Consider the following 24,331-nt stretch of genomic DNA (forward strand, 5'->3'; position numbering starts at 1 on the left):
AATTTTCAGGAACGTCGTTTACTGTGCGTCTTTTGCCTGTTCCGCCGCTCGTTTGTTGTCCCGTGCGGTAAAGCCCCAGCCAACGGCGGCAAGGAGAATCAACCCGGTAATGATTGGTGACACCTCCCCGAACGAGACTACCGCGCCGATGACAGACGCCACGGCTGCAACGGCAGACAGTTTCCAGGAGTAGCCGCTGGTTCCGGACTGTTTTTGGGGGACTTCTGCCATACTAAATCCTCGTTGAGCCAACAGGGTTCTCTGTTGACGGGGTCACTTCCGGGCCACCAAAAACACTGACGACTTACCCGGCTGCCATTCATAATCGATGCTGAACCCTGCCTTGGCCAGCATCGCTACCAGTGATTGCCGGCTAAAGCGGTTCACGAACGGCGCCAACCCCACCGCCTGCATGGCTGGAATCAACAGCCGCCAGAGCACCATCAGTTCGCCCACCAGGGCGGTGCTGGAAACAAAAACGCCACCGGGTTTCAGCAGTTCATGAACCCGGGCAATCGCCGTTTCGGGGTTTTCCAGCAGATGGAGAATATTGAGCCCCAGCACCGCATCAAAGGTTTCCGCCTCCAGCGCCAGAGTTTCCATGGTGCCCTGCTGAAAGCGCACGTTCTCGACACCAGCATCCCGGGCTTTCTGTGTGGCGATGTCCAGCATTTTGCCGGATATGTCGGTCGCAAGAATTTCTTTTACATAGGGCGCATGAACCAGGGCAGTGCTGCCGGTTCCACAGCCGAACTCCAGTACCGACCAGTCTGGCCGGAAATATCCTTGGGTGATGTCGAGTTTTTTCCGGTAGGTTTCCTCGTCCCGCACCGGGCTTTTCGCATATCGGGGTGCGCTCTTGTCCCAGAATTCCTTTGAGGCCTTCATCGTGCAAACGCTCCTGTAAGCAGGCTGTCAGTAAAATCTGTCCCGGATTCACTTCGGTCCACAGCGAAACATTCGCATTGAATTAAGTTGCACAATAGGCGCCTAAACTAACGGTTCAGGAGGCTTTCAATGCCCATCGTTTGCGTCATTCGCTATCAGATAGACCCCTTCCAGAAAGAGCAGTTTAAAGTTTACGCCAAAAACTGGGGTGACATCATTCCGCGTTGCGGCGGTGACTTGATCGGCTACTTCCTGCCCTCGGAAGGAACCAACGACATCGCCTGGGGCCTTATCGGGTTTGATTCTCTTGCAAGCTACGAATCGTATCGGTGTCGCCTGAAGGCGGATGAGGCCGGAAAAAGGAACTTTGCGCTCGCTGAATCCCAGCGCTTTATACTACGGGAAGAGCGCAGCTTTGTGGAAGCCGCCGAAGGCACCGTGAATGTACCTTCAACACGTCGTTGCTCTGACTCTGTGGAGGAGATCTAAAATGTTGGCAGTGATATTTGAGTTGGAACCACGCCCGGGTAAAACCGCCGAATATCTCGATGAAGCAGCCGCGTTGGCGCCGCTTTTAGAACAAATAGACGGCTTCATATCCATTGAGCGTTTCGAGAGCCTCACGCACCCTGGCCGGATACTGTCCCTGTCGCTCTGGCGGGATGAAGCCGCTATTGCGCAATGGCGGAACATGGAAGCCCATCGTCACGCCCAGGCCAAAGGGCGGAGTGAGATCTTTTCCGACTATCGGTTGAGAGTGGCGGACGTTGTCCGGGATTATGGGCTTTCTGATCGATCAGCAGCGCCTAACGATTCAAAGGCTCATCATAACTCGTGAACACGAACGAAATTGCCCGAATAGCGTCACTAGTGGGAGTTCCTGCCCGCGCTACCATGTTGCTGGCACTCATGGATGGCCGTGCGTATACCGCGCATGAGTTGGCGAGAATAGGAGGGGTTTCTCCTCAGACCGCCAGCGGACATCTGTCGCTTCTGATTGAGGCGGAGTTGTTGGTGTTGCTGAAACAAGGGCGGCATCGCTACCATCGCCTGGCATCAAGAGAGGTAGCGACAATGCTGGAGGGCATCATGCAGGTCGCCGCGTTGGGCCGGAAACCGGCCAGGGTCGATACCGGTCCACGCGATCCCGGCATGAGGCGGGCAAGGATGTGTTACGACCATCTTGGTGGTCGCCTGGGTGTCGCCGTTGCAGACTATTTGATGGCAGAGCAAGCCATTGTGCTCGAACCTGATGGGGGCGCTCTAACAGACCGGCTACAGACAGCATTGGCGCCCATTGGTTTGTCGTTCGGCCAGCCCCAATCTGTTAACTCCGTGCCTTTGTGTCGCCCATGTCTCGACTGGAGTGAGCGCCGGTTTCACATAGCCGGCCCTTTGGGACAGCAGATTTGCAACCACCTGCTCGATAACGACTATCTGCGACGGCGTGAAGCAGGTCGGGAATTGAAAGTGACTGCGAAAGGCGCCACAGCCTTGTGCCGCTGGTTGGGTGCGGCACGCTGGAGTGAGGTGTGATTGTGGCGAAGCGGTTTCCGAAGACCGTGGACAATACCCCTGTTAACCCTCAGCCGCTGCTTTCCATCGCAGCGAACGCTTCAGCGATGGTTGGCGGAGCTGTGGGGCGGGCGTACATTGCCTTGAGATAGTCCCGCAACCGCGGAGCGCCCGCAAGCATCTCCTCTGTGTTGGCCCAGTCCAGTGTATATGCCGCGTTGAAATCCGCCACGCTTAGCCGGTCGCCAACCATGAACTCGCGTTCCGACATGTGCCGTTCAAGCACCTCTATCATTTCCAGGCATTCCTGTCTCGCCAGCTCGACATCCTGAGGTATTCGCTTCTCGTCCGGGTAAACGAACGTGTGGCGGGCGATGCGCCACAAAGGTTGTTCGACCTCGGTCACAAGGAAGAACATCCAGCGGTACATCTGTGCCCTGTCTTCCAATGTCTCGGGAATGAATCCGGCCTGAGGGTATTTTTCGGCCAGGTAGAGCTGAATTGCGGCCGATTCAGTTAACACAAGGTCCCCATCCACCAATACCGGCACCTTGGCGGCAGGGTTGAGAGAAAGAAAGTTCTGTTGGTGATGCTCATCCTGCATAAGGTCTACCGGGTGCAGTTCGTGCTCAAGGCCCAGTTCGTTAAGCAGCCAGACAACGCGCAAGGCGCGGGTTGGGGGTGTTCCGTATAATTTCAGCATTTCCTGCTCCTCCGATGCGTGGGCACCGTTTGTTCGATGGGTTCTTAATTAAGTCGAACCGGAGCATGTGAAATCGACATCACATTGTAATTTTACCTTTGAGCAATGATTGAAGTTAACGAGTCACTTCCGGGCGATTAGGAAAACCGATCCAGAACCGACCAGTCTGGCCGGAAGTATCCCTGAGTGATCGCCAGTTTCTTACGGTAGGTTTCCTCGTCCCGCACCGGGCTCTTGGCGTAGCGGGGCGTTCCCGGCATCAGACACGAACTTGCCCCCTTTCAATATAGGAGCGCAGCTTTGTGGAGGCCGTCGAAGGCACCTTCGACACTTTGTCGCTCTGACTCTGCGGGTGGCGGTGATAAGGGAGGCATCGCACGGATTGAAATGCACCCCAGTCTAGATCAAAATATACCAATTATTGGTACCAGTGAGGTGTCACGATGCAAAAGAATACCAGCATCACTTTAGGCCAACACTTTGATGCGTTCATTACAGAACAGCTCAAAAATGGCCGATACAGCTCGACCAGCGAAGTTGTACGTGCAGGGTTGCGCCTGCTTGAAGAGTCTGAAACCCGTCTGACAACACTCCGAAAACTACTTAAGGAAGGAGAGGACAGTGGTTTTGAAGACTACTCCTACGATTCATTCATTCAGGAGCTGGATAGCGAAAAACGGTAATGCCAAACTTCAAGCTTTCCAGGAAGGCCAAAGCTGATCTTAGATCGATTGCACTTTACACGGAACGTAAATGGGGTCGAGATCAACGAAATCATTACCTCCTTCAGTTCGACCAGTGTTTCCACCTCCTGGGCGAAAACCCGAACCTGGGGCGGGCCTGCCACGAAATCAGCCCTGGCTATCAGCAATACCCTCAGAGCAGCCATATCATTTTTTATCGGTTAGCTGCAGACGGTACAACTGAAATTATCCGGATCCTTCATAAGCGCATGTTGCCCGAGGGGCATTTGCTATAGGGCTTCGTCGCTCTGACTTACTGACGAAAACGCCGGATAAACGCCTCGGATTCCGCAATCGACTGCTCCATATTGCGAATCAGCGCATCCACGTCCTGGCGGATACCCACCAGCTCATTCTCCAGCGAGCCGATCGCCTGGGCGTTCAGATTGTGCTTGAGATACAGCACCTGATCCTGAAATGCCTCCAGTACCGGGTCCATGCGCTCCTCGGCATCGTGCATGCGGCTGATCAACTGGCTGTACTGGGTGCGGGTTTCATCAAGCTGTTGTTCGCTGCTGCGGCGCAGGGAGTCGCTTTCGTATTCACCGAGTTCGTCTTCCCATTCATCGAAGAGGGCTTCTGCAACGTCTTCCACCTTGTCGATACGGTCACGGACATCTTCCGCGCTGGACTTGCTGTCTTCGTAGGCATCGCTGATCTCGGCGTAGCGCTCCTTGAGATCGGTATCCGGCGTGTCCACCACGCTCTGGAAACGTTCAAGGGACGAGCGGAACGTCTCCTGGGCATCGTTCTGGCTGTCCCGCGCGTTTTCCACCCGGTCCACCAGGATGTCGCGCTTTTCAAAGCCGAGCTTTTCCATGGTGTTGTAGTACAGCGAGGAACAACCGCCCAGCAGCGCGACACTAAGTAACACCAGCCAAAGCCGCCGTGTCATGGATGGCATTATTGAACTGACAGTGACTGGGGTGGACATAGGGTCGTCTCCGGTTGGGGCATAGGTGCGAACCCGGAAAGTGAAGCATGGCGATGGTGCAATGACAAGCTACTGCCAGCTATCGCCATGGCTCGGGACGCGCTGGGGTTATTTTACCGGGGCTTTACTGGACGCAAACACACTCCGCCCCAACCACCGCCATAGGTCCAGGGTATCCCGCCTGCCGCCACGCACAAGTAGCCGGTGCGACTGCTGCTCGGCATCCGGGTCACTGTCGCCGGTCCAGATTTCGGTCAGGCTGGCGACGCTGGCCTCCACTACCAGGGTCAGTTCGTGGCCCGGGTCTTCACGGCACAGATCGATCTCGCCGTTGGCAACCACCAGCCACCAGTGCCGTTCCCGGTGCCGGGCATCGTTCAGGAAAAAGTGGATGACCACTTTGCGATCGGAAGGGAATTCGTCAATGTGTGCGAAACGGCGGATATCCCACATCAGGAAACCGGCATCGAGCTGGTTTGCCTGCAAGCGGCTGCCAATCCATCTCGCTCCCCAGTGACCAATGGCCAGGATGATCGGGCGCAGCTCCTCACCCGCCGGTGTAAGCACATACTCCTGGTTGTTGCCCTCCTGCACGCGTCGAAGCACCCCCACTTCCTCCAGCTTTTTCAGGCGCTGAGCCAGGAGCGTTGCCGACATTCTTGGCAACCCCCGCCGGATTTCATTGAAGTGTGTGCTGCCACACAGCAGCTCCCTCACCACCAGCGGTGTCCAGCGTTCCCCGAGTATTTCCGAACCCCGGGCAACGGTGCAGAACTGTCCATAGTTGGTCATGGGCTTTGGCTCCCTGGGCGGCGTGAGTGCCCCGAACTTTCATCCTAGCCCTTTTTCGCATGGCTGGCGCTCCATTTTCTGGACTATCGCCTGCACCCGGCCGGGGGGATAGTGATTTCAGACACCACGGGAAAGGGGAATACCATGATCAAGCTCGCCATCATTCAGGAACCACCGGTCTTTCTGGACCGGGAAAAGACCATCGCAAGGGCAGTGCAATTGGTGCAGGACGCCGCCAACCAGGGAGCCCGGCTGATCGTTTTCTCGGAAGCCTTCATCCCCGGTTATCCCGTCTGGATATGGCGGCTGAAACCGGGCGGTGATTGGGGGCTCTCGGAGCAGTTGCACCGGCGACTGCTGGACAACGCTGTCCAGCTTGGTTCTGACCAGTTGCGGCCCCTGCTGGAGGTCGCCAAGGAAATGCAGGTGACCATCGTGTGCGGCATCGACGAACGCGACGAAGACACCAGCCGCGCCACCCTCTACAACTCGGTAATCACCATCAGCCCCGAGGGCACGGTGCAGAACTGCCACCGCAAACTCATGCCCACCAACCCGGAACGCATGGTATGGGGCTTCGGCGATGCCAGCGGGATGAAAGTCACCGACACCCCCGTTGGCCGGGTCGGGTCACTGGTGTGCTGGGAAAACTACATGCCACTGGCGCGCTACGCACTGTTCGCCCAGGGCATCGATATATACATCGCCCCCACCTACGACAGCGGCGACCGCTGGGTTCGCACCCTTCAGCACATTGCCAGGGAAGGCGGGTGCTGGGTGCTCGGCGCCGGTAATGTGCTACGCACGAGCGATCTGCCCGATGACTTTCCGGAGGTTGACCGCCTGTATCCGGACAAGGAAGAATGGATTAACTGTGGTGATTCCGTGGTCATTTCGCCCGCCGGGGAAATCGTAGCCGGCCCCCTGCGAAAGGAGACCGGCCTCCTGCTGGCAGACATTGATGTCACCGAAGTGAACGCGGCAAGGCGCAGCCTTGATATCGTCGGCCACTACGCCCGGCCGGACATCTTCTCACTGCAAGTGAACACCCGGCCGCAAAGGCCGGTCAGCTTCAATGAATAGGGAGACAAGTGACGGAATCAATGAGGGGGATGTGTCATGAACGAAGAAAAGGTCTACCACGGAAGCTGTTTTTGCGGGGCGGTCCAGTTAACCGTCAGGGGTAATCCGGAAGCCATGGGCTACTGCCATTGCGAATCCTGCCGGCACTGGTCGGCCAGCCCGGTGAACGCATTCACCCTATGGAAGCCGGACGCTGTTTCCATCCAACAGGGCTCAGACAACATTGGCACCTACAACAAGACACCGGGAAGCAGCCGTAAATGGTGCAAAACCTGTGGCGGTCACCTGTTCACCGAGCACCCTTCCATGGGGCTGACGGATGTCTACGCTGGGATCATTCCGGAGTTCCCCTATGAGCCCGGTGTGCATGTTCACTATCAGGAGGCTGTGCTGCGAATCCGCGATGGCCTTCCGAAACTGAAGGATGTGCCTTCGGAAATGGGTGGTAGTGGGGTCGAGGTGGCTGAATAGGCGGAGTCTAACTGCTTTCAAGTAAAACAGCCTGCCCCGACCTGTAACGCCGGGGCAGCGCCGCATATCACGCCTTCATATGCGCCCGATACTCCCCCTGTCGCTCCAGCATCCAGCCCGGATACTCCGTCGGTAGGCGGCTGACCTCATCCAGGGCTGCCAGTTCGTCGGCTGAGAACCGGACCTGTGCCGCCAGGAGATTGTCCCGCAACTGGTCTACCCGCTTGGCCCCGACAATCACACTGGTTACGGCGTTCTGGTGCAGCAGCCAGGCAAGCGCAATCTGAGCCACACTGACGGGCTGGTCGTCGACCTTCTTGCTGATGGCGATCTCCCGCATCACGGCGATGACAGCACTGCCACGCTCCCGGTTGACAGGCGGGAAATCAAACTTGGCGCGCCGGCTCTCCTCGGAGACGTCCGGCCCCTCGTACTTGCCGGAGAGGTAGCCGCCCGCCAGTGGGCTCCACACCATCAGGCCGATGTTTTCGGACTCCAGCATGGGGATCACTTCCCGTTCGAGATCCCGGCCCACGAGGGTGTAGTAAGCCTGCAGTGACAGAATCGGGCACAGGCGGCGGGTGCGTGTAATGCCAACGGCTTTCATCACCTGCCAGGCGGCCCAGTTCGACAGGCCGACGTAACGGACGTGGCCGTGTTGCACCAGGGAATTCAGCGCCTCCAGGGTCTCCTCTATCGGCGTGGCCGGGTCGAAGCCGTGGATCTGATACAGGTCGATGTAGTCGGTTTGCAGTCGCTGCAGGCTGGCCTTGCACTCGCTCATGATGTGGCCACGGGAGGCACCACGGGCGTTGGGGCCTTCACCCATAGGGCCGAGCACCTTGGTGGCCAGTACGACATCTTCGCGGCGAACGTTCAGATTCTTCAGGGACTGCCCCACGATGCGTTCACTGGCACCACCACCGTACACGTTGGCGGTATCGATAAAGTTGATGCCCGCCTCCAAGGCCGTCTTCATCAGCTGATCGGCCTGTTCCTGCTGCAACTGGCCGATCAGCCCCCACATGTCGTCCCCGCCGCCGAAGGTCATGGTGCCCAGGCACAGTTCCGATACAAACAGCCCCGAGTTGCCTAGCGTCCGCAGGCGCAGGGGTGCGTCATGGGTGGATTGGGGTAAGTTGGGAGTTGTCATAGCCGATCACCTCTTCGTTATGGATGAACCTGCCGGAGCAGGGCCGTGGGTTCATACTAGGCGACGCACGGCCAATCGAGCTGGCGGAAACTCTCAGAGGATTGCACAATCCTCGCAACCTGATATCAGCCTGGGGATGCCCCTGCTGAAGTGCGGCGCCGGACAGTCTATGATCCCATCAGAACAGGAGACCGCCATGACCGCCCAGCCCAACGTCATACCAATGCAACCGGACAACCCATCCCTGAGCCGGCTCCGTGATCTTGTCGAGCAGCAATGGCAGACCCATGGCCCGGAGAGCGCGATCGACGGTTTACGCCTGACCCACGCCCTGGAACCCAGCGGCACCATCCGAGCCCTTTATCAGACCTCGTTCTGCATCGTATTGCAGGGGGCCAAGGTAACGGCGGTTGGGGAGTCGGCTTTTCATTATCGCCAGGGCGAGTGCCTGCTGGCGTCCGTCAATGTGCCAGTGAACTCCCGGATCGTGCAGGCCTCCCCCGATAAGCCGTATCTGGCGCTGAGCCTGTCGATTGATCCGGCGATGATTTCCGAGCTGCTGGTGACCCATCCGGAAATGGCGTATCGGGGCCCAAAACAACCGGCACTGGTCACGGCCGGGATGCCGGATGACCTGTACGATCCTGTCATTCGCCTGCTCCGGTTGCTTGATCAACCGGACGATCGTGAAGTTCTGGAGCCGCTTGTCCGTCGGGAAATCTGTTGGCGTATATTGCGTTCGCCGCTGGGGCCGGCTCTGCAGCAGATCGGCCTGAAGGACAGCGACACCGCCCGCATTGGCCGGGTAACGGCCTGGATGCAGGCGAACTACCAACAGCCCTTCCGGGTGGCCGAGCTGGCGGCAATGGCGAGTATGAGCCCGGCGACCTTCCACCGGCATTTCAAGAGCATCACCCGTTTAACGCCTGTGCAGTTCCAAAAGTTGGTGCGCCTGCAGGAAGCCCGGCGGCTGTTGTTAAGCGATCAGGAAGTGGCGAGTGTTGGCTACCAGGTCGGCTATGAAAGTCCGTCCCAGTTCAGCCGCGATTACCGCAAACTGTTTGGCGCGCCACCGGGCCGGGACAAGGCCGTGATGCGTTCCAGTGTGGCGATTGAGAGTGGTGTATGAGGGGGGCGCCGGTCAAATACCGTACTCCCGCTCAACCTTCGCAACCCGCACCCGGAAACTGGAATACCATTGCTGATGGCCGCGCCGCTGGGCCTCCTGATGCTCCGCGTTCTGCTTCCAGTTGCGAATGGCCTCAAGGCTTTCCCAGTAGGACACCGTAATGCCCAGCCCCTCCCGGGCGGATTCCATACCCAGGTAGCCGGGTTGTTGTGCCGCCAATTCGGCCATTCGCTCGGCCATTTCGCCGTAGCCGTTGTCGCCCTCGGTGCGGTGGCTGGTGAAAATGACAGCATAGTAGGGCGGAGTGGGGGTGTTGGTGATTTCTGACATGGCGTGCTCCAGGGTAAGTCCAGTACAAACTGGGGCTAATGGTTAGGCTTTTCTACTTCCCACTGCTCTCGTTGCAACCGGTAAAGCACATGTGGCCGCAACGGGCTACTCTCGGGCAAACTGGGATGTTCAAACTCGCCACTGTACGTCATGCCGATGCGCTCCATGACACCGCGTGATCGCAGATTGCCAACGGTGGCAAAGGAGACAATTTCAGAAAGCCCCAGCTGTTGAAACCCCATATCCAGGGCACCGCGAGCAGCTTCTGACGCATAGCCATTCCCCCAGTGGGCGAACGATAGGCGCCAACCAATCTCCACACACGGAGAAAACGGCATCGCCGCAACGGGGACGTGTAGCCCGCAAAAGCCAATAAAGGGCTCGGCGCCCTTGACTTCTACCGCCCAGAACCCCCAGCCACGTTGTTTGATGAGCGAACGAATTGTCTCCGCCATCTCGTTGCTTGCATGCCCACCCAGCGGCTCGGGGAAGAACTCCATAACCTTTGGGTCGGCGTTTAGAACGGCGAACGGCTCGAGATCACTCTCGCGCCATTGGCGCAAACGTAGTCGTTCGGTCTGAAATTCCAATAATTCTGCCATAACTGAATGAGCCTTACTCCTGACGACGGACGTTAGAAGCTGCCTCGCGGATCGCGAGGCAGAAGTTTATCGGGCGGAGCTCGATGCCCCAGCCCAACTTCTCGCCCATGCGCGCTGCCGGGTGCAGCGAGGCGAGCTTAACCGCTGCATCGAAGTCCGGCGCTTCGATGATCACCACACCGCCCACGACTTCCTTGGTTTCCGCGAACGGCCCGTCGGTGACTATCAGTTTTCCGTCCTTGAGGCGCATCGACTTTGAGTCCCAGCTCAGGCTCCCGCCCCATGTGACCTCGCCCGCCGCCTGCATCTCGGCGTCAAAGCTCTTGCACTTCTCCCCAATCTCGGCCAGCTCGTCTTTGCTCATCTTGTTGAATTTTTCTTCGTTTCCGTAGGCCAGCAGCATGTATTTCATGGTGTTTCTCCCGATTGTCGTTTCATCAAAAACCTTTAATAGGCTCATCGGGTAGTCGATCAGGCATCGCGGATTTCGACAATCGAGCGATTTTTCTCGATGCGGTAAGGAAATAAACCTGTCCCGGTTTGCCAATGATGTGCGTAACGGTTCGACCAAAACACAGGTCGAACCGGGAAAATGGGATAAGTGAATCTTTTATCCGTTGATGAAAGACTCAGACAGTTTTTCGGCACATGAGGATGTCGCATAGTCAGCGGCCGCCCTGAAGTCTTCCCCAGAGCCATCAAGAACATCCTCAGCGGGCACACCCAGCAAATCGGACTCCGATGCTTTGACTGTGCAAGTGGCACGCCATACCGCCTTCCCATCATTAGTGCGCACCAGTGTTGCATCGCTAATATAATTCAGGAAAAAAGTATTCCAGCTCAGGGGGCCGTGTGCAAAAGAGCCGTATTTAGTCCTGAACTCAAGAATGTATGGTGCATCATACTGGGAGGTCAGCCTGCTGAAATCATCAGAATCAACCGTCGGCTCCACCTTGTTGGCAAGCCTGAAGGAATAGGGCCTCTCACTGCCTACTGCGGTTATAAATTTCTCTCTCACCTCAGCTGTGAAATCCGGGATTTCATTGAATGACGTGATTCCTTTCCAGCTAGGCATGCTGTCCGGCCTTTCGGAATACCACGTCAATGTGTCGAAAAGTGCGATGTCAGGGGTAGTAAAAAGGAAGCCTGGCGTTTCTTGGATGGCAACAACTATCTCACTTGAGAATATCTTGTTTCGGCTATCTTCCATCTCAATAGACTGTGGTAATGCGCCGCAGCCCGAGAGGACTAACAACGAACAACCAAGTACACCAAGTCGCATAGTAACCATCCTATATCCTCTTTTAGTTTTATGGTTTTTCAACATAACTACTTCTGCATCAGTCAGGTGCATTTCCGCACTCTTGTTCTGTCTTCGCGATCCGAATCTGATTGCTGGATCGTGTCCGGTCAGAGCGTCAGTATCGGTATAACCCCTATGCCGACAATCAGATAGCCTCCAAGACCCCAGAGAAACCGAGGTGAGAGCTTCTTGAAGAAAACACCAAACCGCTGCGCCACGCCGTAGCGCTTTTCGTCTCCTCGGACATCCCAGAATGCTATATCGAGTGGGTCTGTGAATTTTATCCTCGGGTCTTCGTGCCGTGCGTGTTCTTTGGGTACCCCCGCAATAAAGAAAAGCAGCGTAACTGGGAAAAGAAAGCCGAAAATCAGGGTCGCAATCGGGTTTACCCCGGCATCCACGCTGCGCTTTACGGTAAAGCAGAAGAAGGAGATGGCCGCCAGCAAAGCAACGATCAGGAAAATATCTGCGTGGTAGGAGGTCCCGGGCAGCAGATTCATCACTCCCTGAACAAGGCCTAGCGTCGCGCTCGTCCCTAACACCAGCACCAGAAAAGCAAACAGCCACTCCAGCCGGGAGATACGCCCCCTCGAATTCGCCAGCAAGCGGCCAAGCCATCTCCAGCCTAAACGTTCACTGTTCTTGATTTCGCTGGCATGGGCGGCGTCCAGAAGCAGGTAAATATTGTCCATGGGCAGGCCCGGCACGTGCCGGTAGTCGTTGCTCCAGCCGAATGTGCGGTCCAATGTCAGAAGTACGGTTCGGTCCAGTGGACAGCATCGGGGGGAGGCTTCGGAGATTTTTTGCCAAAGCACATTGAGAACATAATGGCCGATGTCATCTCGAATACCCGGGAATTCGAGCAGCGGATTGTTCAGGAGCGCTTCCATCGCTTCGAGGTTTGATGTGTCCTCCGCTTTTTGAATCATGGCTGCGATTTCGTCTGCCAGGTGCCGGACCTCTCGGGCATCAACCGCCGGGCGTTCGGCCAACGCCGGCTGAGGCTCTGAGATCGGTTGCGGCTCGAGTTGGGAAGACGGCGAGGGTGTGGTTGAGGCTGCTGGCGTCGCCAATGAGGAAGCAGGATCGGCCTGCGACGGTGCCGAAATAGCCTTCAGGGCTGTCTCGTAGGCCTGGCGTAGCGTCATGAACTCGTCAGGCTTGTCCTCTGGATTGCACTCTTTTGCTCGTCGTGCGTAAGCGAGCTTGATCGTGCGCTTGTCGCTGTTCGGCTCGATGCCGAGATATTCCCAGGCGTTCACCACATTCCCCATTGTTTGCGGATAGCATCCAGGCGTTGTTCAACGGCAGTACGTATCGTGTCCACCCGTTGCGAATCCTGAGAGTCCATCGCGTTTTCCAGTTCCATGATCAGGTCGCTGATCAATTGTCTCTGTTCCCCCAGGGCTTCAGAAAACATTCGTTCCGCTTCCATCATCACCGCGATGTTGGCGCTGTCCTCCCGCGGATGAAACTTGAGCGAGTCCAGCCGCTTCAAGGCACGTTCGATATCGACGTCCGAGAGCTCGGTCGCCGTGTTGCGAATGATGAGGCGATCCTTGACCCCGGTGCTCAGAACCTCTGCCTGCACTTCGAGTATGCCGTTGATGTCGTAGGTAAAGCGGACATCCACGGCTTCCTCGGAAGCAGGTTTGGGTGGAACGGGAACGGTCATCTCGCCAATCTTGATGTTGTTTTTGACCAGTCTCTGCTCGCCCTGGTAGACATGCAGCTGAACCTGTTTCTGATGGTCAGACACCGTGTAGAAGCGGTCGACCCGACTGGCGGGAATCACGGTATTGCGCGGAATGAGCACGGAGAAAAAGCCAGTGCGAGTGCCCTGTTCCAGCGTCTGCGCCGATTCGATGCCCAGGCTGAAGGGGCAGACATCCGTCAGCACGGTATCCCGCAGAGCCTGGTTACGCTGTTTAAGAGCCGCCTGGATGCCCGCGCCCATAGCAACAACAAGGTCTGGGTCGAGATTGGCAGAAGGGATGCGCCCAAACATACGCCCGACAGCGTTCTTGATCATGGGCATGCGGGATGCCCCGCCGACAATGATGACCTCATCAAATCCTTCGCGACCCAAACCGGAGTCCCGCACCGCTCGCTCGAGTGGGGCGCGAAGACGATCAAGCAGGCCGGCGCTATATCCCAGAAAGTCATCCCGAGTGACGGTAGTTGCGAGCGACTGGCCGCCGATGGATGCCTTCACGTCAACCTGAACGTCCTCGCAAAGCGCGGCCTTGGCCTGGTCGCAGACGCGGTAGACATGTGCCCGCTCTTCCCGGCTCAGTTTCTGACTGCCAAGTTCCCACTTTGCCAGTACCCCCGCCACCAGTGCCCGGGTGAAGTCCTCACCGCCGAGGAAACTGTCGCCGCTGGTAGCGTGTACTTCCAGCAGGTCATCGAATTTCTCCAGGATGGAGACATCCAGGGTGCCGCCACCAAGATCGATCACGATAAAGGTGCTTTCGTCCCGCTGCTCGCGCAACCCATACGCCAGGGCAGCGGCCGTTGGCTCGTTTATCAGGCGTTCAACGTGCAGGCCGGCAAGCCGTGCTGCAGTGAGCGTAGCGGTACGCTGGTTATTGTTGAAGTAGGCAGGGACACTGATGATGGCTTCTTCGACGTGTTCCCCGAGAAAGGCTTCTGCATCGGCTTTGATCTGCTTGAGAACCAGCGCTGAAAGCTCTTCCGGGGAGTAGCTGTTCCCGTTCAGGGCAAGGCGTTCGGACGTGCCCATCAGCCGCTTGAATTGCGACGCCGTGGCGTGAGGGTGGGTCACCAGGCGGTCCTTGGCAGGCCGGCCCACCAGCACATTACCACTGCGGTCCACACTCACCACGGAAGGGGTAAGCCATTCGCCAAGAGCGTTCGGGATGATTACAGGTCCATCTTCTTTCCAGGCACTTGCCAAACTGTTGGTGGTGCCCAAATCAATGCCGATGACTGCCATTGAAGTTCCTTGGTTTGTGTCTTTTTAGCGGAAGAAAAATAGCAGCATTCGAAGGCCAAATGATGTTTCGGCGTTCTTTCCTTTTGGGCTGCTTGAAGTGTGCGAGGGAATTGCGGGAGGACTACGCAGATCGCTCCATGTCATGGCATATCATCCTTGAACTGGCTTCCAGGGTGTGCGTTGTTTGTTGTTTATCGGGAAATATTACATCAACGCAATGTATGAGGCCATACACCACAGCCACAACTAACAGAAGGGCCAAACCTGGCCCTTCTGTTAGTACCGTTTCCGGAAAATGGTCTTCAGTTACTGGTTACGCATCCTGATCCCGTGCATGGCGCACAAGCTTGGTTAACCAGGAACCTCCTGCGCACCAGTTTTCGTCTGAATCTTCAGCAGATACAACCGCCACAACATAGGGACCGTCGCTCCAGAAAGCGAACATCGGGCCGCCGGAATTTCCGGGCGTTATGTCCGCGTGAGTCTCCATGGATCGAGCGGGGCCGAGATCATGCCAGGGCTCATTCAGCTTCTTGTCGCGTTGAAAGGTTGGGCGCAAAGCGCTACCAATACTGCCGGGATAGCCGATATTGAACCAGTAAGGTTCGTCATCCCATGAGCTGTTGTACGTTCGCGTGCCCATCCATCCAAATAGATCGCCAATACGATCAGCCGTGACCAGAACGGCATAGTCCTCGTCAAGTTCAAACCAGCCAACGCTGCCGGTCACTTTTGTATAGAACCAGACCCGGGTGATGGCGGTGATAGCACGGACTGAACCGCCGGATCGATGAACCTCAACGGTACCTGCGCCATTTGAGCGCCAGTCGACCACATGGCTTGCCGTCAGCACATGCCTGGGGCCAACAATGACGCCCGATCCTGAGCCGGACGACGTCAGAACCTTGCAAATGGTCCCCCACGGGTAGCTGATGTCGTTGTAAATCCTGCGGTCCTCCGGATTGAAAACCGTAAGAGGCCTAAGATCCTTTCCGTTCAGAAGAACACGAGGCGGTTTTGCCAGCTTGTCCCTGCAAGGTACGGAGCTTGCCCCAAACCACTTGGGCATCATTGGCGCGGTAGGTTTTTCGTCAGACCTTGCGTCTCGTTTGGCTTCAAGCCCTTTATATTTGTAGGGCTTTGGTTCCGGCAGCAGCATGGACTGCAGGTCTTTCGGTATTGTGCCCTTCGGACTTCTGTCGAAACGTTCGGCAACCTGGGAGGCAGAGAGAGGTGATTCATCATTCGCTTTATCTTTGCTAGCCATTTTGAAGTTCCTTTTTCAATGCTAAACGATGGCTTCCAGCGCCAGACGAGGCCAGCGCTGAACCTGCCCCGGTTCTGTATGCATCCAGCAAAAACCGACGATGACCAGCGCAGCAACACCGCCTTGTGAATCTCCGGGGGCAAGACTCTCCAGCTCGAATCAGAGTCACTAGTTAGTTTAGGTCTTTAGGGTGGGTGGTCAAAGTTTGTACAGGTCAAGGCTCTTCCAGTAAGACGCAGTAATGCCCAGATTCTCTCAGGCCGATCCAATACCCAAGAAGCCCAGTTGGTGGGTAGCTAACTCAACCATTTGCCCAGCCCTTGTTTGACATCCAGTCGGGGGCCGGTCGTGTGACGGCCGTCGCGCCAAACGCTTCTACCAGCCTCGCTATGCGTGAGTTTGCGCCGACCGTGCCACCATAGATTGTATGCAGTTGCAGCGAGTTAAAGCCAAACACCGCCAAGGCTTGCATGACCTCCAAGGCATACGTGTATCGCCCCCAGTATTCCGGCGCTAGTTCGATTCCCAATTCCGCAGTTCCTGCTTCCGCATTCGCACATCGCAGCCCACAGCAGCCAATAAGCACTTGGGGGGCGTCCCGTAAAATGATGGCGAGTTGATAGTTCAGCCGTGGCTGCTCAGCCGCCCATGCCTTGAATAGGTCAATGAGCTCGCGAGCATGCTCGGGATTGGCTTGCTCGGCCCCATAGAATTCCTGAGAGCGAGGATCGTTGTGGTATGCCTCAAAAGCGGCCGTATCCCCATCCCCGAAATCGCGGAGAACAAACCTTCTCGTCACCAATTCCATTGTGCGCGCTCGCTTCCTTAGGGCCGGTAAGGGCTATGTGGCTCAGGCACTCGCCGCATGGCGTTTGCGGTAAATGATAACGTCCCAGCCACGGTATTTGGTGCGGGTATCAATTCTGAACCCCACCTTCTCCGCCACACCAGCAGAAACGACGTGGCGGGTTGCGATGATCGCTATGATCGAGTCAATGCCACAGTGCGAGAAGCCGTACTCCAACGCCGCCTCCGCAGCCTCTGACGCCAGGCCTTGCCCCCAAACGCTTGGTGCAAGGCGATAGCCGACCTCTATTTCCTGAGCGCCATCAAGCTCTACGTGGCTCAATCCGCAGAAACCAATAACCGCCCCGGAAAGACGATCAACAACAGCCCACTGACCAAAACCATTATCCCGGTATGAGTCCAGGCACCAGTCGATAAACTGCCGGGTATCATCCTCGGTGCATGGTCCATTGGTCGAAAACTCCATGACCTTCGGGTTACCAATAATCTCCGCAAGTGCGTCCACATCACCGGATGAAAACTCACGCAGTAACAATCTGGGTGTTTCAGTTATGAGCACGCGTCTGTCCTTGATGCATTTTGTGTATGACGCCCGCGAACTGCTTCGAGCATTAGTGGTTACGACAATGGAGTCTGCTACGCCTCAAGTACGTCGGCGCATCAGGGTGTTGCTCAACCTTTCCATAACGGGCTGTAGCAGGAAAATATTCAGAACTGAACTGCACGTCACCCGCTATTTGCTCTCCGAAAGTGCGCGCGATAAACGCCAGCATGAGATCAATACCCGCCGAGATACCGGCCGATGTCCAGATACTGCCATCCTCAACAAAGCGCTCTTCTATGACCTCAACATCACCCAAGGCTCTCAGGCGTTCAAGTGACGCCCAATGGGTGGTCGCTTTTTTACCAGACAACTGGCCTGCAGCATGGAGAATGAAAGACCCGGTACACACCGATAACAGCGCCTGGCAGTGTTCAGCCTGCCGTCGCACAAAACCTGTTAGGGCTTCGTTGTAGACTTCTTTCTGCGTCCCCCGCCCACCTGGAACCAAGAGGTAGTCCAGCGGCGGGCAATCTTCGAAGGAAATATGTGGGTTAACCGACAAGTCTCTGGCACACAGGATGGGTGATTTCGATTCTGCGATAATGAAGCAGTTTTCCGGGCCGTTGGCGGAATGTGCTGCTCGGGAACCGGGGCGAACCCTCAACGCCTGAGTGTATTTGAATTGTAGAGATTGTTGATGCCAGTGGCCGCTGGGGGCCTTCATGCAGCAGCTCGATGATGGCAGGCTCCTCATTCGAGAGACCGGTAACAAGTGCGTAGCGCTGCATGACTCTCAAGCGATAACTCGAACCTTGATATCGCTCTCCAATGCGCTACGCCCAAGCCATCGGCGTGCTCGCCTACACCCTCCTCAGTGAGCTCCCGGAACTCCGATCATTGAACCGAAAAGAGATTGCAGCACTGGCACTGGTCGGTGTCGCACCTATAAACCGGGACAGCGGCCGTTTACCCCCGCTGCTCTGCCGAAAACTGATGCTCAATGACCTCATAGTGCTGCACCGAAAGGTCAGGCTCAAGCTCATAAACCTCATCCTCTGGGTACAAGCGTGCCCGCGAAATATCGTTGCCAGAAAACGCCTTGATGGACTCCAGCTTGTCCCAGTAAGTGATGAGGGTAAGTTCTATTTTGGCGGGCAATGATCGACGGAAGATTTGAGCACCGAGAAAGCCTGGTGTTGCAGACGAATCCTTGATGCCGGTTTCGTAAAGATAGCCCGTGAACCCCGCACTGTGGGCTTCAGGCACTCGGCACTTCCATTCCCTGGCGATCATAACCGCACACTCTCCCTTGCTTTGTAACGCCTTGGCTTTGCGACGTGCCGGAGCGCCAGCGTAGGCACGTCCGACAAGAGCCACTGGTTAAATGGCTATCGTTCGCCTTCTAGCTCGTGCCATACCCTTAGAATGATGATGGTACTCACATGTACGGAATAGCGGACAACGTACTTGCCAAAAACCATGTCGCGGATGGAATCAGGTACCGGCGCCAATTCAACCGGTGTTCCCATTCTGGGGAAGTCTGGGAGTAATTCGATTTTGCTAACCAGTTCTGCGGCTATCCTGCCTGCCGTAGGAGGATTGTGAACTGCGATAAACTCCCTGAGGCGCTTCAAATCTTCAATGGCTTCGTCCGTGTAAACCAGTTTCACTTACCTGACCTCGGCGCATCCTGCTCGTTTTCGGTTCCCCAACTGTTGAGCCAACCATGGACCTCGCTAGCATCAACTACCTTTCCTTGGGCGGCCGATTCCATTGCCTCTAGCGTTTGCTGCCAACGCTCCTGCTCACGCTGTTGCTTTTCAATGTATTCTGATAGCGCCTGATTAATCACCCAGCCTTTACTTCGGTGGAGTCTGCCGGCAATTACTTCCAGGTGCTGTTCAACTTCTGCCTGAAGACGAACGGTAGTGACACTCATAACTGTACCCTCAATGCGGATTACTACAAGGTATTACATCATAGTTAGCGAGGGTGCGGCAAAAGAATTTAACAGCGTGTTACACGAACGCGTTCGCATAACACGCATTCGTATAATTCCAATTGTAGCCGTCCCTTTCTGACCCAGAAAACTATTTAAAATCAAATGGTAATCGGAGTCCAAAACGGCTACCGCCGGAGTTTTTCGATCCGGTTCGTATAACTCCAGACTGCTACAGGCCCCCCGCATGATTCCGACATTTCCAAAAGCGTATACACAGAATACACCAGGCACAAACCCCAGCACATGGCTGGGGTCTGAGGTAAGAGCGGACTGGAGGAGGGGCGTTACTTCTTCAACCCCATCTCCTCAATCGAAATCTCCCGCATCTTGAACTTCTGGATCTTCCCGGTGACGGTCATCGGGAATTCGTCCACGAACTTGTAGTTCCTGGGGATCTTGAAGTGGGCTATTTTGCCTTTGCAGAATTCCCGCAGCTCGTCGCCGGTGACCGGGTCTGCGTCGGGGCGTAGTTTCACCCAGGCGATGAGCTCTTCACCGTACTTGTCGTCGGGAATGCCGGTCACCTGCACTTCCTCGATGGCGGGGTGGGTGTAGAGGAATTCCTCGATTTCTTTCGGGTAGATGTTCTCGCCGCCGCGGATGACCATGTCCTTGATGCGGCCGACAATCTGGATGTAGCCGTCTTCGTCCATGGTGGCCAGGTCGCCGGTGTGCATCCAGCCGGCGTCGTCGATGGCTTCGCGGGTTTTCTCGTCGTTGTTCCAGTACTTCAGCATTACGCTGTAGCCACGGGTGCACAGTTCGCCGATTTCGCCCCAGGATATGATGTTGTCGTTGACCTTTTTCATCACCTCCGCCGGGCAGAAGGAGTCGCAAGCTGTTTCATGTTTGTTTGCATTAAATTATGTTAAGGTCGCAGCGTCAAAAGGAAATGCTTTTTGTTGTGGATTAAAGGATTGATCATAATGCTACGATTATCTTCGAAGTTTTTCGTACTGCTCGCACTGTTTTTAACTCTCCTTGGTTGTCGCGGAAACTCATCTTCAGACACGAATGCGCCTCCTGAAATCGGCCACGCCTACTTCTTGCAAAATGCGGGAGGTGATGTTGCTGTTACTGATCTTTTAGGCTCGGAAACCTACGCCCACACATCAGTGAGTGATGGTTCTGATGGCTTGAAGGTAAGTCAGTGGGCAGTGGATCTTACGGCACCTCAGTCCGAGGAACTGGTTGTTGTGAGGGTGACCGGCGGTGCCGACGTTAGCGGCCAATCATTGGCGATTTCTGAAAATGCAGAAGTGTTTGCAGTAGCCGCTGTCGAAGATGTTCGTAACGGAATCAATGTAAGTCCTTTATCTGACCTGGTGTGGCGAGTTTCGAGCGCATACCTACAAAGGTCGGAACGGTCTGACTCTGTTAACTATTTAAACTACCTCGCAGGCCTATTTCTCAAGGAAGACTTGAATGGGGATGGGGCGGTTAACCATCAAGACGTTCTCGATTTTAATCCGAATGATCCTCAGCACACGGCCAGTCTGGCTTTTGATTTTTCAACCGTATGTTGTGACATGCAGACGTATGTTGAACTCGTTCTTTCGGGCGCTTCCACCGACGAGATCGATGTGGAAATCAAAAATCTGTTTGGTGGAAGCGTTTCGTTAGCTCAGGATGAAACAATCTCCAGCCACGCGGGTATTACCGTGGTTGGTTTCGGTGCCGGGTACGTGCTGGATGAAAATGGTGAAAGGGTATACGACCCGGAGCAAATAAAAACACGCTTTCATGTCTCCAAAAGTCGTTCCAATAGTTACTATCTAACTGCCTACCCGGACTCCGGGAGCAGAATGCTGGGATGGGATGGCTGCGATAAAGTCAGTGCAGATGGGACTCGCTGTGAAATAAAGAGCTTTCTGCGCGATCGGGTCGTGGAAATCAACTTTGGATACACAGAAGTAGCCATTTCGGCTAACTATGTAGGCCTCGGGGAAGGACTCACTGGCCAAGTCTCGCCAGATAGAATAACGGTTGACCTGCCTGCTGATGAGACCCTGAAAAACCGATTGATCAACCTGTCGTCGGGTGACCAGGTATCCCTCGTAGTCAACGATAAGCCGCTCTTGGTCAGTGTGCAGGATGTTATCAGCCATGGGGACTCGGTCGAGTTTGGATATCAGCAGGCGAAACTTACTGATGTCATTCAAAAAGGAACGGGTACGTTCAGTAAGGCGTTCTCTGCGGACGATATAGAGTCGATTGAATACCCAACCTCTCCCGCCTCTCAATCAATAACTATAAAGCCCTATAAATTATTGGCCCAGTCAAGCAATGACCCGTCTGTTATTAGTTTGTCGGTAGAGCCAGCCGAAGCCAATACTAAATCAACGCTACAAGACAGTGGAACCTGGGACGTCGATGGCCAATTGCTGGAACTCTCTGGCAGCCTTGATGTGAAGTTTGAGCTCGATGTGAGCGCCTCATTCGAATATGAGGAGGGGCTTAAGTTCTTTAAGGTCTCTCCCTCCATCAGTAATGAGGCAAACATTACGCTTATGGCCAGTGGGTCTTTGAAGACTCAGAAGGGTGCAGGTGGAAATGACGTTGTACGGAGAAAGCTCGGTCGTATAAATTTTGCTAGAACGAGTTTCTTAATAGGTTTTGTGCCCGTTTATTTGAATCCCTATGTTGACGTATACCTGGGTGCGAATGGTGAGGTGACGGGACAGTTGGGACTTGAATCCAACCTGACATCGTCGGTTTTCGCTGGCATCTACTACTCAAAAGGGGTGGGGTTTGAGTATTCGAGCGGCTACAGCAGTGACTGGAGCCCCGGAGAACCCGTTGTTGAAAGCCAGGCAAGATTCCGGATGTATGTGGGCGCGCAACCTACGGTTCAGATATACGACTTAATGGGCCCCGCGATTGATATTCAGGGCTATTCCGAGATGCGATCATCGTACGACTTAACATCAGCGTGTAATGAATCGCTCACATATGGCATTTATGCGGGGCTGGAAAGCGTCTTAAAGTGGGAAACCACAGGCGGAAAAAAGTTTTTTGAGGTTGTTGGGATTACGCCTCCGGGCCTTCAAGTCAAAATCGGTTCGAAAGAAGGCAAGATTTTTGAGAATAAACTAAATATGTGCGGCCCTGCTCCTGCAGCCATGCTTGTCAACGGTAGTGGCATATCCGAAATTATTGAAGAGGGAAGCAGTGAGAATATTGTTCGAACTATTTCCGTCAAAAATGTGGGCGGGCAGTCACTGAGCTGGAGAGCGGATTACCAGGCCGACAGTTACCTGATGGTGTATCCGGACAGAGGTGAATTGGAGCCGGGTGAGACTCAAACACTCTCGATGACGTTCAATAACCAGGGCTCAAGAGAAGTTAGGGAATATAGAGATGTCGTCCAGATTTCTCAGGTAGGGAATACGTCACCTGGGGTTGCAGTACCGATTCGAAGAATCGATGTGAGCGTGGTCCCGAAAAAGATATCTCCTCCCGAGATAGTAAAGGCATTTCGGAAGTCGAACGACCCTACAAGCGCTGATATCGAGTGGTCGGTTGAGCAGGCTGATGAAGCGTTCATTCAGCGATTTGATGCGTATCTCACTGATGACCCAGTTTTGGCTCAGCAAGATGAAAACACACACGAAAATGACGCCTGGGAGAAGTTGGCGGAATTTGGGCGTACGCAAAGAGAGGCAACGGTATCCGGCTTATCCGATGAGCGGGTCTTCCTTTCGATCCAGGCGATAGGCACGAAAGGACAGGTAGTCCAAGCTAAAACGGTTGAACTCAAGGAACAGGGTGACCATGGGCTGGTTGCACAAACTGCAACGGCGGCAAAGTTTCTGACTCATGATGGCAGTTGGAACGCGGTAAATACCGATAATGCGGCGTTCGGTAATATTGATTGGAAGGGACAATACGTAGGCGGTACACCCACACGTATATTAAGTTGGCATGGACCTTCCTCAAGGTATTTTGGAGAGGAGGGCTTTTCCAGCCAGATTTATAGTGGCGGCAAGTTGTTTGCTGTGGCACCAGGGAACGTACATGGTGCCGCAATCATTGAAGATGGCGTTGGTGACGAATGGCTTGTGGCTATGGTGAATGAATCTTACACCGACACACTTTATGTTCGCCCAAATACTCTTTCCACTTCACCCGATTTATATGACGCAGGGACCAACCCTGATGGCTGGCGTGAAATACTGAGCCAGCCTCAAAATGGAGAAATTAGTGGGGGATGGTTTTTTGATCAAGCAGGCACGGCAGCTAAGTCGGTACGCTGGGTCGAAACGACGATCACAAACTGGGGCGATGAATATGACGTTTATGTCAGTGTTGTGAATAAGCTGTCTGTCGAAGTAGCGGCTTCTGAGAGGGGGGTTTTAGGCGCGAACTTGAGTTCTAATACGCAGGCAAGCTCAATGGGGTCAGCTGTGCTTGCAGTTGATTTCATCAAGTCAGAGAGCGTGGAGCTTAGACTATCGGCGGAGAGATGGTTGGAGGTCAATGGAGAATCTCTCATACCAAATACTGAATTAAAAATCATATGCTACAGTAGTCTGGATCCAGATCCGGATTGTGTTCAGTATTATCCGAAATTTGCCCATATGACCAGTTTTGGCGAATTTGGAATTGAAGCAGGAGATTACGCCGAGGACGGTGGGAATCGGATAGTCGTTGTCCACTATCTGGATCTAAGAGCCGACTTTTTGGCGTATACAGTCTCTCACGAGTTGGGAGGTGAAATGGACGGAAATTACCGTGCTCGCTTGAAAGGTAGCGTTGTCGCTAGTTCAGAGGTTGTCTCAACGCCGGGCTGGAAACCCTCTTCGGGCTATAGGAATACAGGATTTCTAGAACGTGTTGATGCCTTTACTTATGAGTGGTTTGATCGGATGGCGGCATTTGGAATGGAACCGCCCTCAGGTACTTGGGCTGTAGGACCTGGAGGTGGGGTTTTGATGTCTGAGTCCGACGGTGGTTCGCAAACTTTGAACTATATCAGTAGGGGCGGAAGTCTAATTGATTTGCTCGGAGTGACCCCTGACCAGGGACAATTCACCGTTGGGGTGAAATAGCTCACTGTTGAATCTTTTGTAAAGGCTTGCTGGCTAAGATCTAGTTCAGCGAACA

The 24,331-nt window shown here is 54.9% G+C and carries 29 protein-coding genes and 1 pseudogene; 9 read left to right on the forward strand and 21 right to left on the reverse strand.

The window, feature by feature from the left end; genetic code table 11:
- Window positions 1-18 precede the first annotated feature (18 nt).
- Window positions 19-231: a hypothetical protein gene (locus JJO78_RS03425; RefSeq protein ID WP_036202542.1), complete on the reverse strand. Its 213-nt coding sequence runs from the start codon at window positions 229-231 to the stop codon at window positions 19-21.
- A 42-nt stretch (window positions 232-273) separates the two neighbouring features.
- A complete protein-coding gene (locus JJO78_RS03430) occupies window positions 274-888 on the reverse strand; it encodes a class I SAM-dependent methyltransferase (RefSeq protein WP_036202545.1) in 615 nt (204 codons plus the stop codon).
- A gap of 129 nt (window positions 889-1,017) precedes the next feature.
- Between JJO78_RS03430 and JJO78_RS03435 the strand changes: the two genes are divergently transcribed.
- Genes JJO78_RS03435 through JJO78_RS03445 form a run of 3 tightly spaced genes read left to right on the forward strand, consistent with a single transcriptional unit; the run spans window position 1,018 to window position 2,424 of the window.
- Window positions 1,018-1,377, forward strand: a complete 360-nt coding sequence (locus JJO78_RS03435) for an NIPSNAP family protein (RefSeq protein WP_075195391.1) — start codon at window positions 1,018-1,020, stop codon at window positions 1,375-1,377.
- A gap of 1 nt (window position 1,378) precedes the next feature.
- Complete coding sequence (locus JJO78_RS03440; RefSeq protein ID WP_036202549.1) at window positions 1,379-1,726, forward strand: antibiotic biosynthesis monooxygenase family protein; 348 nt, start codon at window positions 1,379-1,381, stop codon at window positions 1,724-1,726.
- Window positions 1,723-2,424, forward strand: a complete 702-nt coding sequence (locus JJO78_RS03445) for an ArsR/SmtB family transcription factor (RefSeq protein WP_075195390.1) — start codon at window positions 1,723-1,725, stop codon at window positions 2,422-2,424. Before JJO78_RS03440 ends, JJO78_RS03445 begins: the two co-directional genes overlap by 4 nt.
- 49 nt (window positions 2,425-2,473) lie before the next feature.
- Here JJO78_RS03445 and JJO78_RS03450 read toward each other — a convergent pair whose 3' ends face one another.
- Both JJO78_RS03450 and JJO78_RS03455 read right to left on the reverse strand, forming a co-directional pair.
- The gene (locus JJO78_RS03450) at window positions 2,474-3,106 is read right to left on the reverse strand and encodes a glutathione S-transferase family protein (RefSeq protein ID WP_075195389.1); all 633 of its coding nucleotides are present in this window, start codon (window positions 3,104-3,106) and stop codon (window positions 2,474-2,476) included.
- Between the two features lie 137 nt (window positions 3,107-3,243).
- Entirely contained in the window at window positions 3,244-3,366 is a 123-nt protein-coding gene (locus tag JJO78_RS03455; protein WP_256713578.1) for a hypothetical protein, read from the reverse strand.
- A 183-nt stretch (window positions 3,367-3,549) separates the two neighbouring features.
- Between JJO78_RS03455 and JJO78_RS03460 the strand changes: the two genes are divergently transcribed.
- Together JJO78_RS03460 and JJO78_RS03465 are read left to right on the forward strand one after the other, a co-directional pair.
- Window positions 3,550-3,789, forward strand: coding sequence for a type II toxin-antitoxin system ParD family antitoxin (locus JJO78_RS03460; RefSeq protein WP_041334363.1), 240 nt, complete (start codon window positions 3,550-3,552; stop codon window positions 3,787-3,789).
- Window positions 3,789-4,085, forward strand: coding sequence for a type II toxin-antitoxin system RelE/ParE family toxin (locus JJO78_RS03465; protein ID WP_075195388.1), 297 nt, complete (start codon window positions 3,789-3,791; stop codon window positions 4,083-4,085). The genes JJO78_RS03460 and JJO78_RS03465 overlap by 1 nt, the downstream gene beginning before the upstream one ends.
- Window positions 4,086-4,102: 17 nt before the next feature.
- Here JJO78_RS03465 and JJO78_RS03470 read toward each other — a convergent pair whose 3' ends face one another.
- Both JJO78_RS03470 and JJO78_RS03475 read right to left on the reverse strand, forming a co-directional pair.
- Entirely contained in the window at window positions 4,103-4,744 is a 642-nt protein-coding gene (locus JJO78_RS03470; protein WP_075195555.1) for a DUF2959 domain-containing protein, read from the reverse strand.
- A 147-nt stretch (window positions 4,745-4,891) separates the two neighbouring features.
- A complete protein-coding gene (locus JJO78_RS03475) occupies window positions 4,892-5,575 on the reverse strand; it encodes a winged helix-turn-helix transcriptional regulator (protein ID WP_075195387.1) in 684 nt (227 codons plus the stop codon).
- 144 nt (window positions 5,576-5,719) lie between these two features.
- Here JJO78_RS03475 and JJO78_RS03480 point away from each other — a divergent pair, with 144 nt between their 5' ends.
- Together JJO78_RS03480 and JJO78_RS03485 are read left to right on the forward strand one after the other, a co-directional pair.
- Window positions 5,720-6,658 carry a carbon-nitrogen hydrolase family protein gene (locus JJO78_RS03480; RefSeq protein ID WP_075195386.1) on the forward strand — a complete coding sequence of 313 codons (939 nt, stop codon included), beginning with the start codon at window positions 5,720-5,722 and terminating at the stop codon, window positions 6,656-6,658.
- Window positions 6,659-6,694: 36 nt separating this feature from the next.
- Window positions 6,695-7,129, forward strand: a complete 435-nt coding sequence (locus JJO78_RS03485; RefSeq protein ID WP_075195385.1) for a GFA family protein — start codon at window positions 6,695-6,697, stop codon at window positions 7,127-7,129.
- Between the two features lie 67 nt (window positions 7,130-7,196).
- Here JJO78_RS03485 and JJO78_RS03490 read toward each other — a convergent pair whose 3' ends face one another.
- A complete protein-coding gene (locus tag JJO78_RS03490) occupies window positions 7,197-8,282 on the reverse strand; it encodes an aldo/keto reductase (RefSeq protein ID WP_075195384.1) in 1,086 nt (361 codons plus the stop codon).
- A 196-nt stretch (window positions 8,283-8,478) separates the two neighbouring features.
- Here JJO78_RS03490 and JJO78_RS03495 point away from each other — a divergent pair, with 196 nt between their 5' ends.
- Complete coding sequence (locus JJO78_RS03495; protein ID WP_127402458.1) at window positions 8,479-9,411, forward strand: AraC family transcriptional regulator; 933 nt, start codon at window positions 8,479-8,481, stop codon at window positions 9,409-9,411.
- Between the two features lie 12 nt (window positions 9,412-9,423).
- On the opposite strand, the gene JJO78_RS03500 is transcribed toward JJO78_RS03495, so the two are convergent.
- The 14 genes and pseudogenes from JJO78_RS03500 to JJO78_RS03565 all read right to left on the reverse strand — a co-directional run.
- Window positions 9,424-9,741, reverse strand: a complete 318-nt coding sequence (locus tag JJO78_RS03500; RefSeq protein ID WP_075195383.1) for an antibiotic biosynthesis monooxygenase family protein — start codon at window positions 9,739-9,741, stop codon at window positions 9,424-9,426.
- Window positions 9,742-9,776: 35 nt separating this feature from the next.
- Window positions 9,777-10,343: a GNAT family N-acetyltransferase gene (locus JJO78_RS03505; RefSeq protein ID WP_075195382.1), complete on the reverse strand. Its 567-nt coding sequence runs from the start codon at window positions 10,341-10,343 to the stop codon at window positions 9,777-9,779.
- 13 nt (window positions 10,344-10,356) lie between these two features.
- A complete protein-coding gene (locus tag JJO78_RS03510) occupies window positions 10,357-10,755 on the reverse strand; it encodes a YciI family protein (RefSeq protein ID WP_075195381.1) in 399 nt (132 codons plus the stop codon).
- Window positions 10,756-10,953: 198 nt separating this feature from the next.
- A complete protein-coding gene (locus JJO78_RS03515; protein WP_075195380.1) occupies window positions 10,954-11,697 on the reverse strand; it encodes a hypothetical protein in 744 nt (247 codons plus the stop codon).
- Between the two features lie 56 nt (window positions 11,698-11,753).
- The gene (locus tag JJO78_RS03520) at window positions 11,754-12,908 is read right to left on the reverse strand and encodes a DUF805 domain-containing protein (RefSeq protein WP_127402282.1); all 1,155 of its coding nucleotides are present in this window, start codon (window positions 12,906-12,908) and stop codon (window positions 11,754-11,756) included.
- A complete protein-coding gene (locus tag JJO78_RS03525) occupies window positions 12,905-14,605 on the reverse strand; it encodes an Hsp70 family protein (protein WP_075195378.1) in 1,701 nt (566 codons plus the stop codon). The genes JJO78_RS03520 and JJO78_RS03525 overlap by 4 nt, the downstream gene beginning before the upstream one ends.
- A 313-nt stretch (window positions 14,606-14,918) precedes the next feature.
- Window positions 14,919-15,872 carry a trypsin-like serine peptidase gene (locus tag JJO78_RS03530; RefSeq protein WP_075195377.1) on the reverse strand — a complete coding sequence of 318 codons (954 nt, stop codon included), beginning with the start codon at window positions 15,870-15,872 and terminating at the stop codon, window positions 14,919-14,921.
- A gap of 301 nt (window positions 15,873-16,173) precedes the next feature.
- Complete coding sequence (locus JJO78_RS03535) at window positions 16,174-16,680, reverse strand: GNAT family N-acetyltransferase (protein ID WP_075195376.1); 507 nt, start codon at window positions 16,678-16,680, stop codon at window positions 16,174-16,176.
- A 42-nt stretch (window positions 16,681-16,722) separates the two neighbouring features.
- On the reverse strand, window positions 16,723-17,238 hold the full coding sequence (locus JJO78_RS03540; protein WP_075195375.1) for a GNAT family N-acetyltransferase: 516 nt from the start codon (window positions 17,236-17,238) through the stop codon (window positions 16,723-16,725).
- A 52-nt stretch (window positions 17,239-17,290) separates the two neighbouring features.
- Window positions 17,291-17,947 carry a DJ-1/PfpI family protein gene (locus JJO78_RS03545; RefSeq protein WP_273622789.1) on the reverse strand — a complete coding sequence of 219 codons (657 nt, stop codon included), beginning with the start codon at window positions 17,945-17,947 and terminating at the stop codon, window positions 17,291-17,293.
- Between the two features lie 242 nt (window positions 17,948-18,189).
- A complete protein-coding gene (locus tag JJO78_RS03550; protein ID WP_226909964.1) occupies window positions 18,190-18,489 on the reverse strand; it encodes an antibiotic biosynthesis monooxygenase family protein in 300 nt (99 codons plus the stop codon).
- A gap of 122 nt (window positions 18,490-18,611) precedes the next feature.
- Window positions 18,612-18,893: a type II toxin-antitoxin system RelE/ParE family toxin gene (locus JJO78_RS03555; protein ID WP_075195373.1), complete on the reverse strand. Its 282-nt coding sequence runs from the start codon at window positions 18,891-18,893 to the stop codon at window positions 18,612-18,614.
- Window positions 18,890-19,162, reverse strand: coding sequence for a CopG family ribbon-helix-helix protein (locus JJO78_RS03560; protein WP_075195372.1), 273 nt, complete (start codon window positions 19,160-19,162; stop codon window positions 18,890-18,892). The genes JJO78_RS03555 and JJO78_RS03560 overlap by 4 nt, the downstream gene beginning before the upstream one ends.
- Before the next feature lie 347 nt (window positions 19,163-19,509).
- Window positions 19,510-20,016, reverse strand: a pseudogene (locus JJO78_RS03565) (AMP-binding enzyme); the annotation flags it as partial.
- A gap of 108 nt (window positions 20,017-20,124) precedes the next feature.
- On the opposite strand from JJO78_RS03565, the gene JJO78_RS03570 reads away from it, so the two are divergent.
- Complete coding sequence (locus JJO78_RS03570; protein ID WP_127402280.1) at window positions 20,125-24,276, forward strand: hypothetical protein; 4,152 nt, start codon at window positions 20,125-20,127, stop codon at window positions 24,274-24,276.
- Window positions 24,277-24,331 lie beyond the last annotated feature (55 nt).

It is taken from the genome of Marinobacter sp. DS40M6 (genome assembly GCF_028581595.1).
Taxonomy (GTDB): domain Bacteria; phylum Pseudomonadota; class Gammaproteobacteria; order Pseudomonadales; family Oleiphilaceae; genus Marinobacter; species Marinobacter salarius.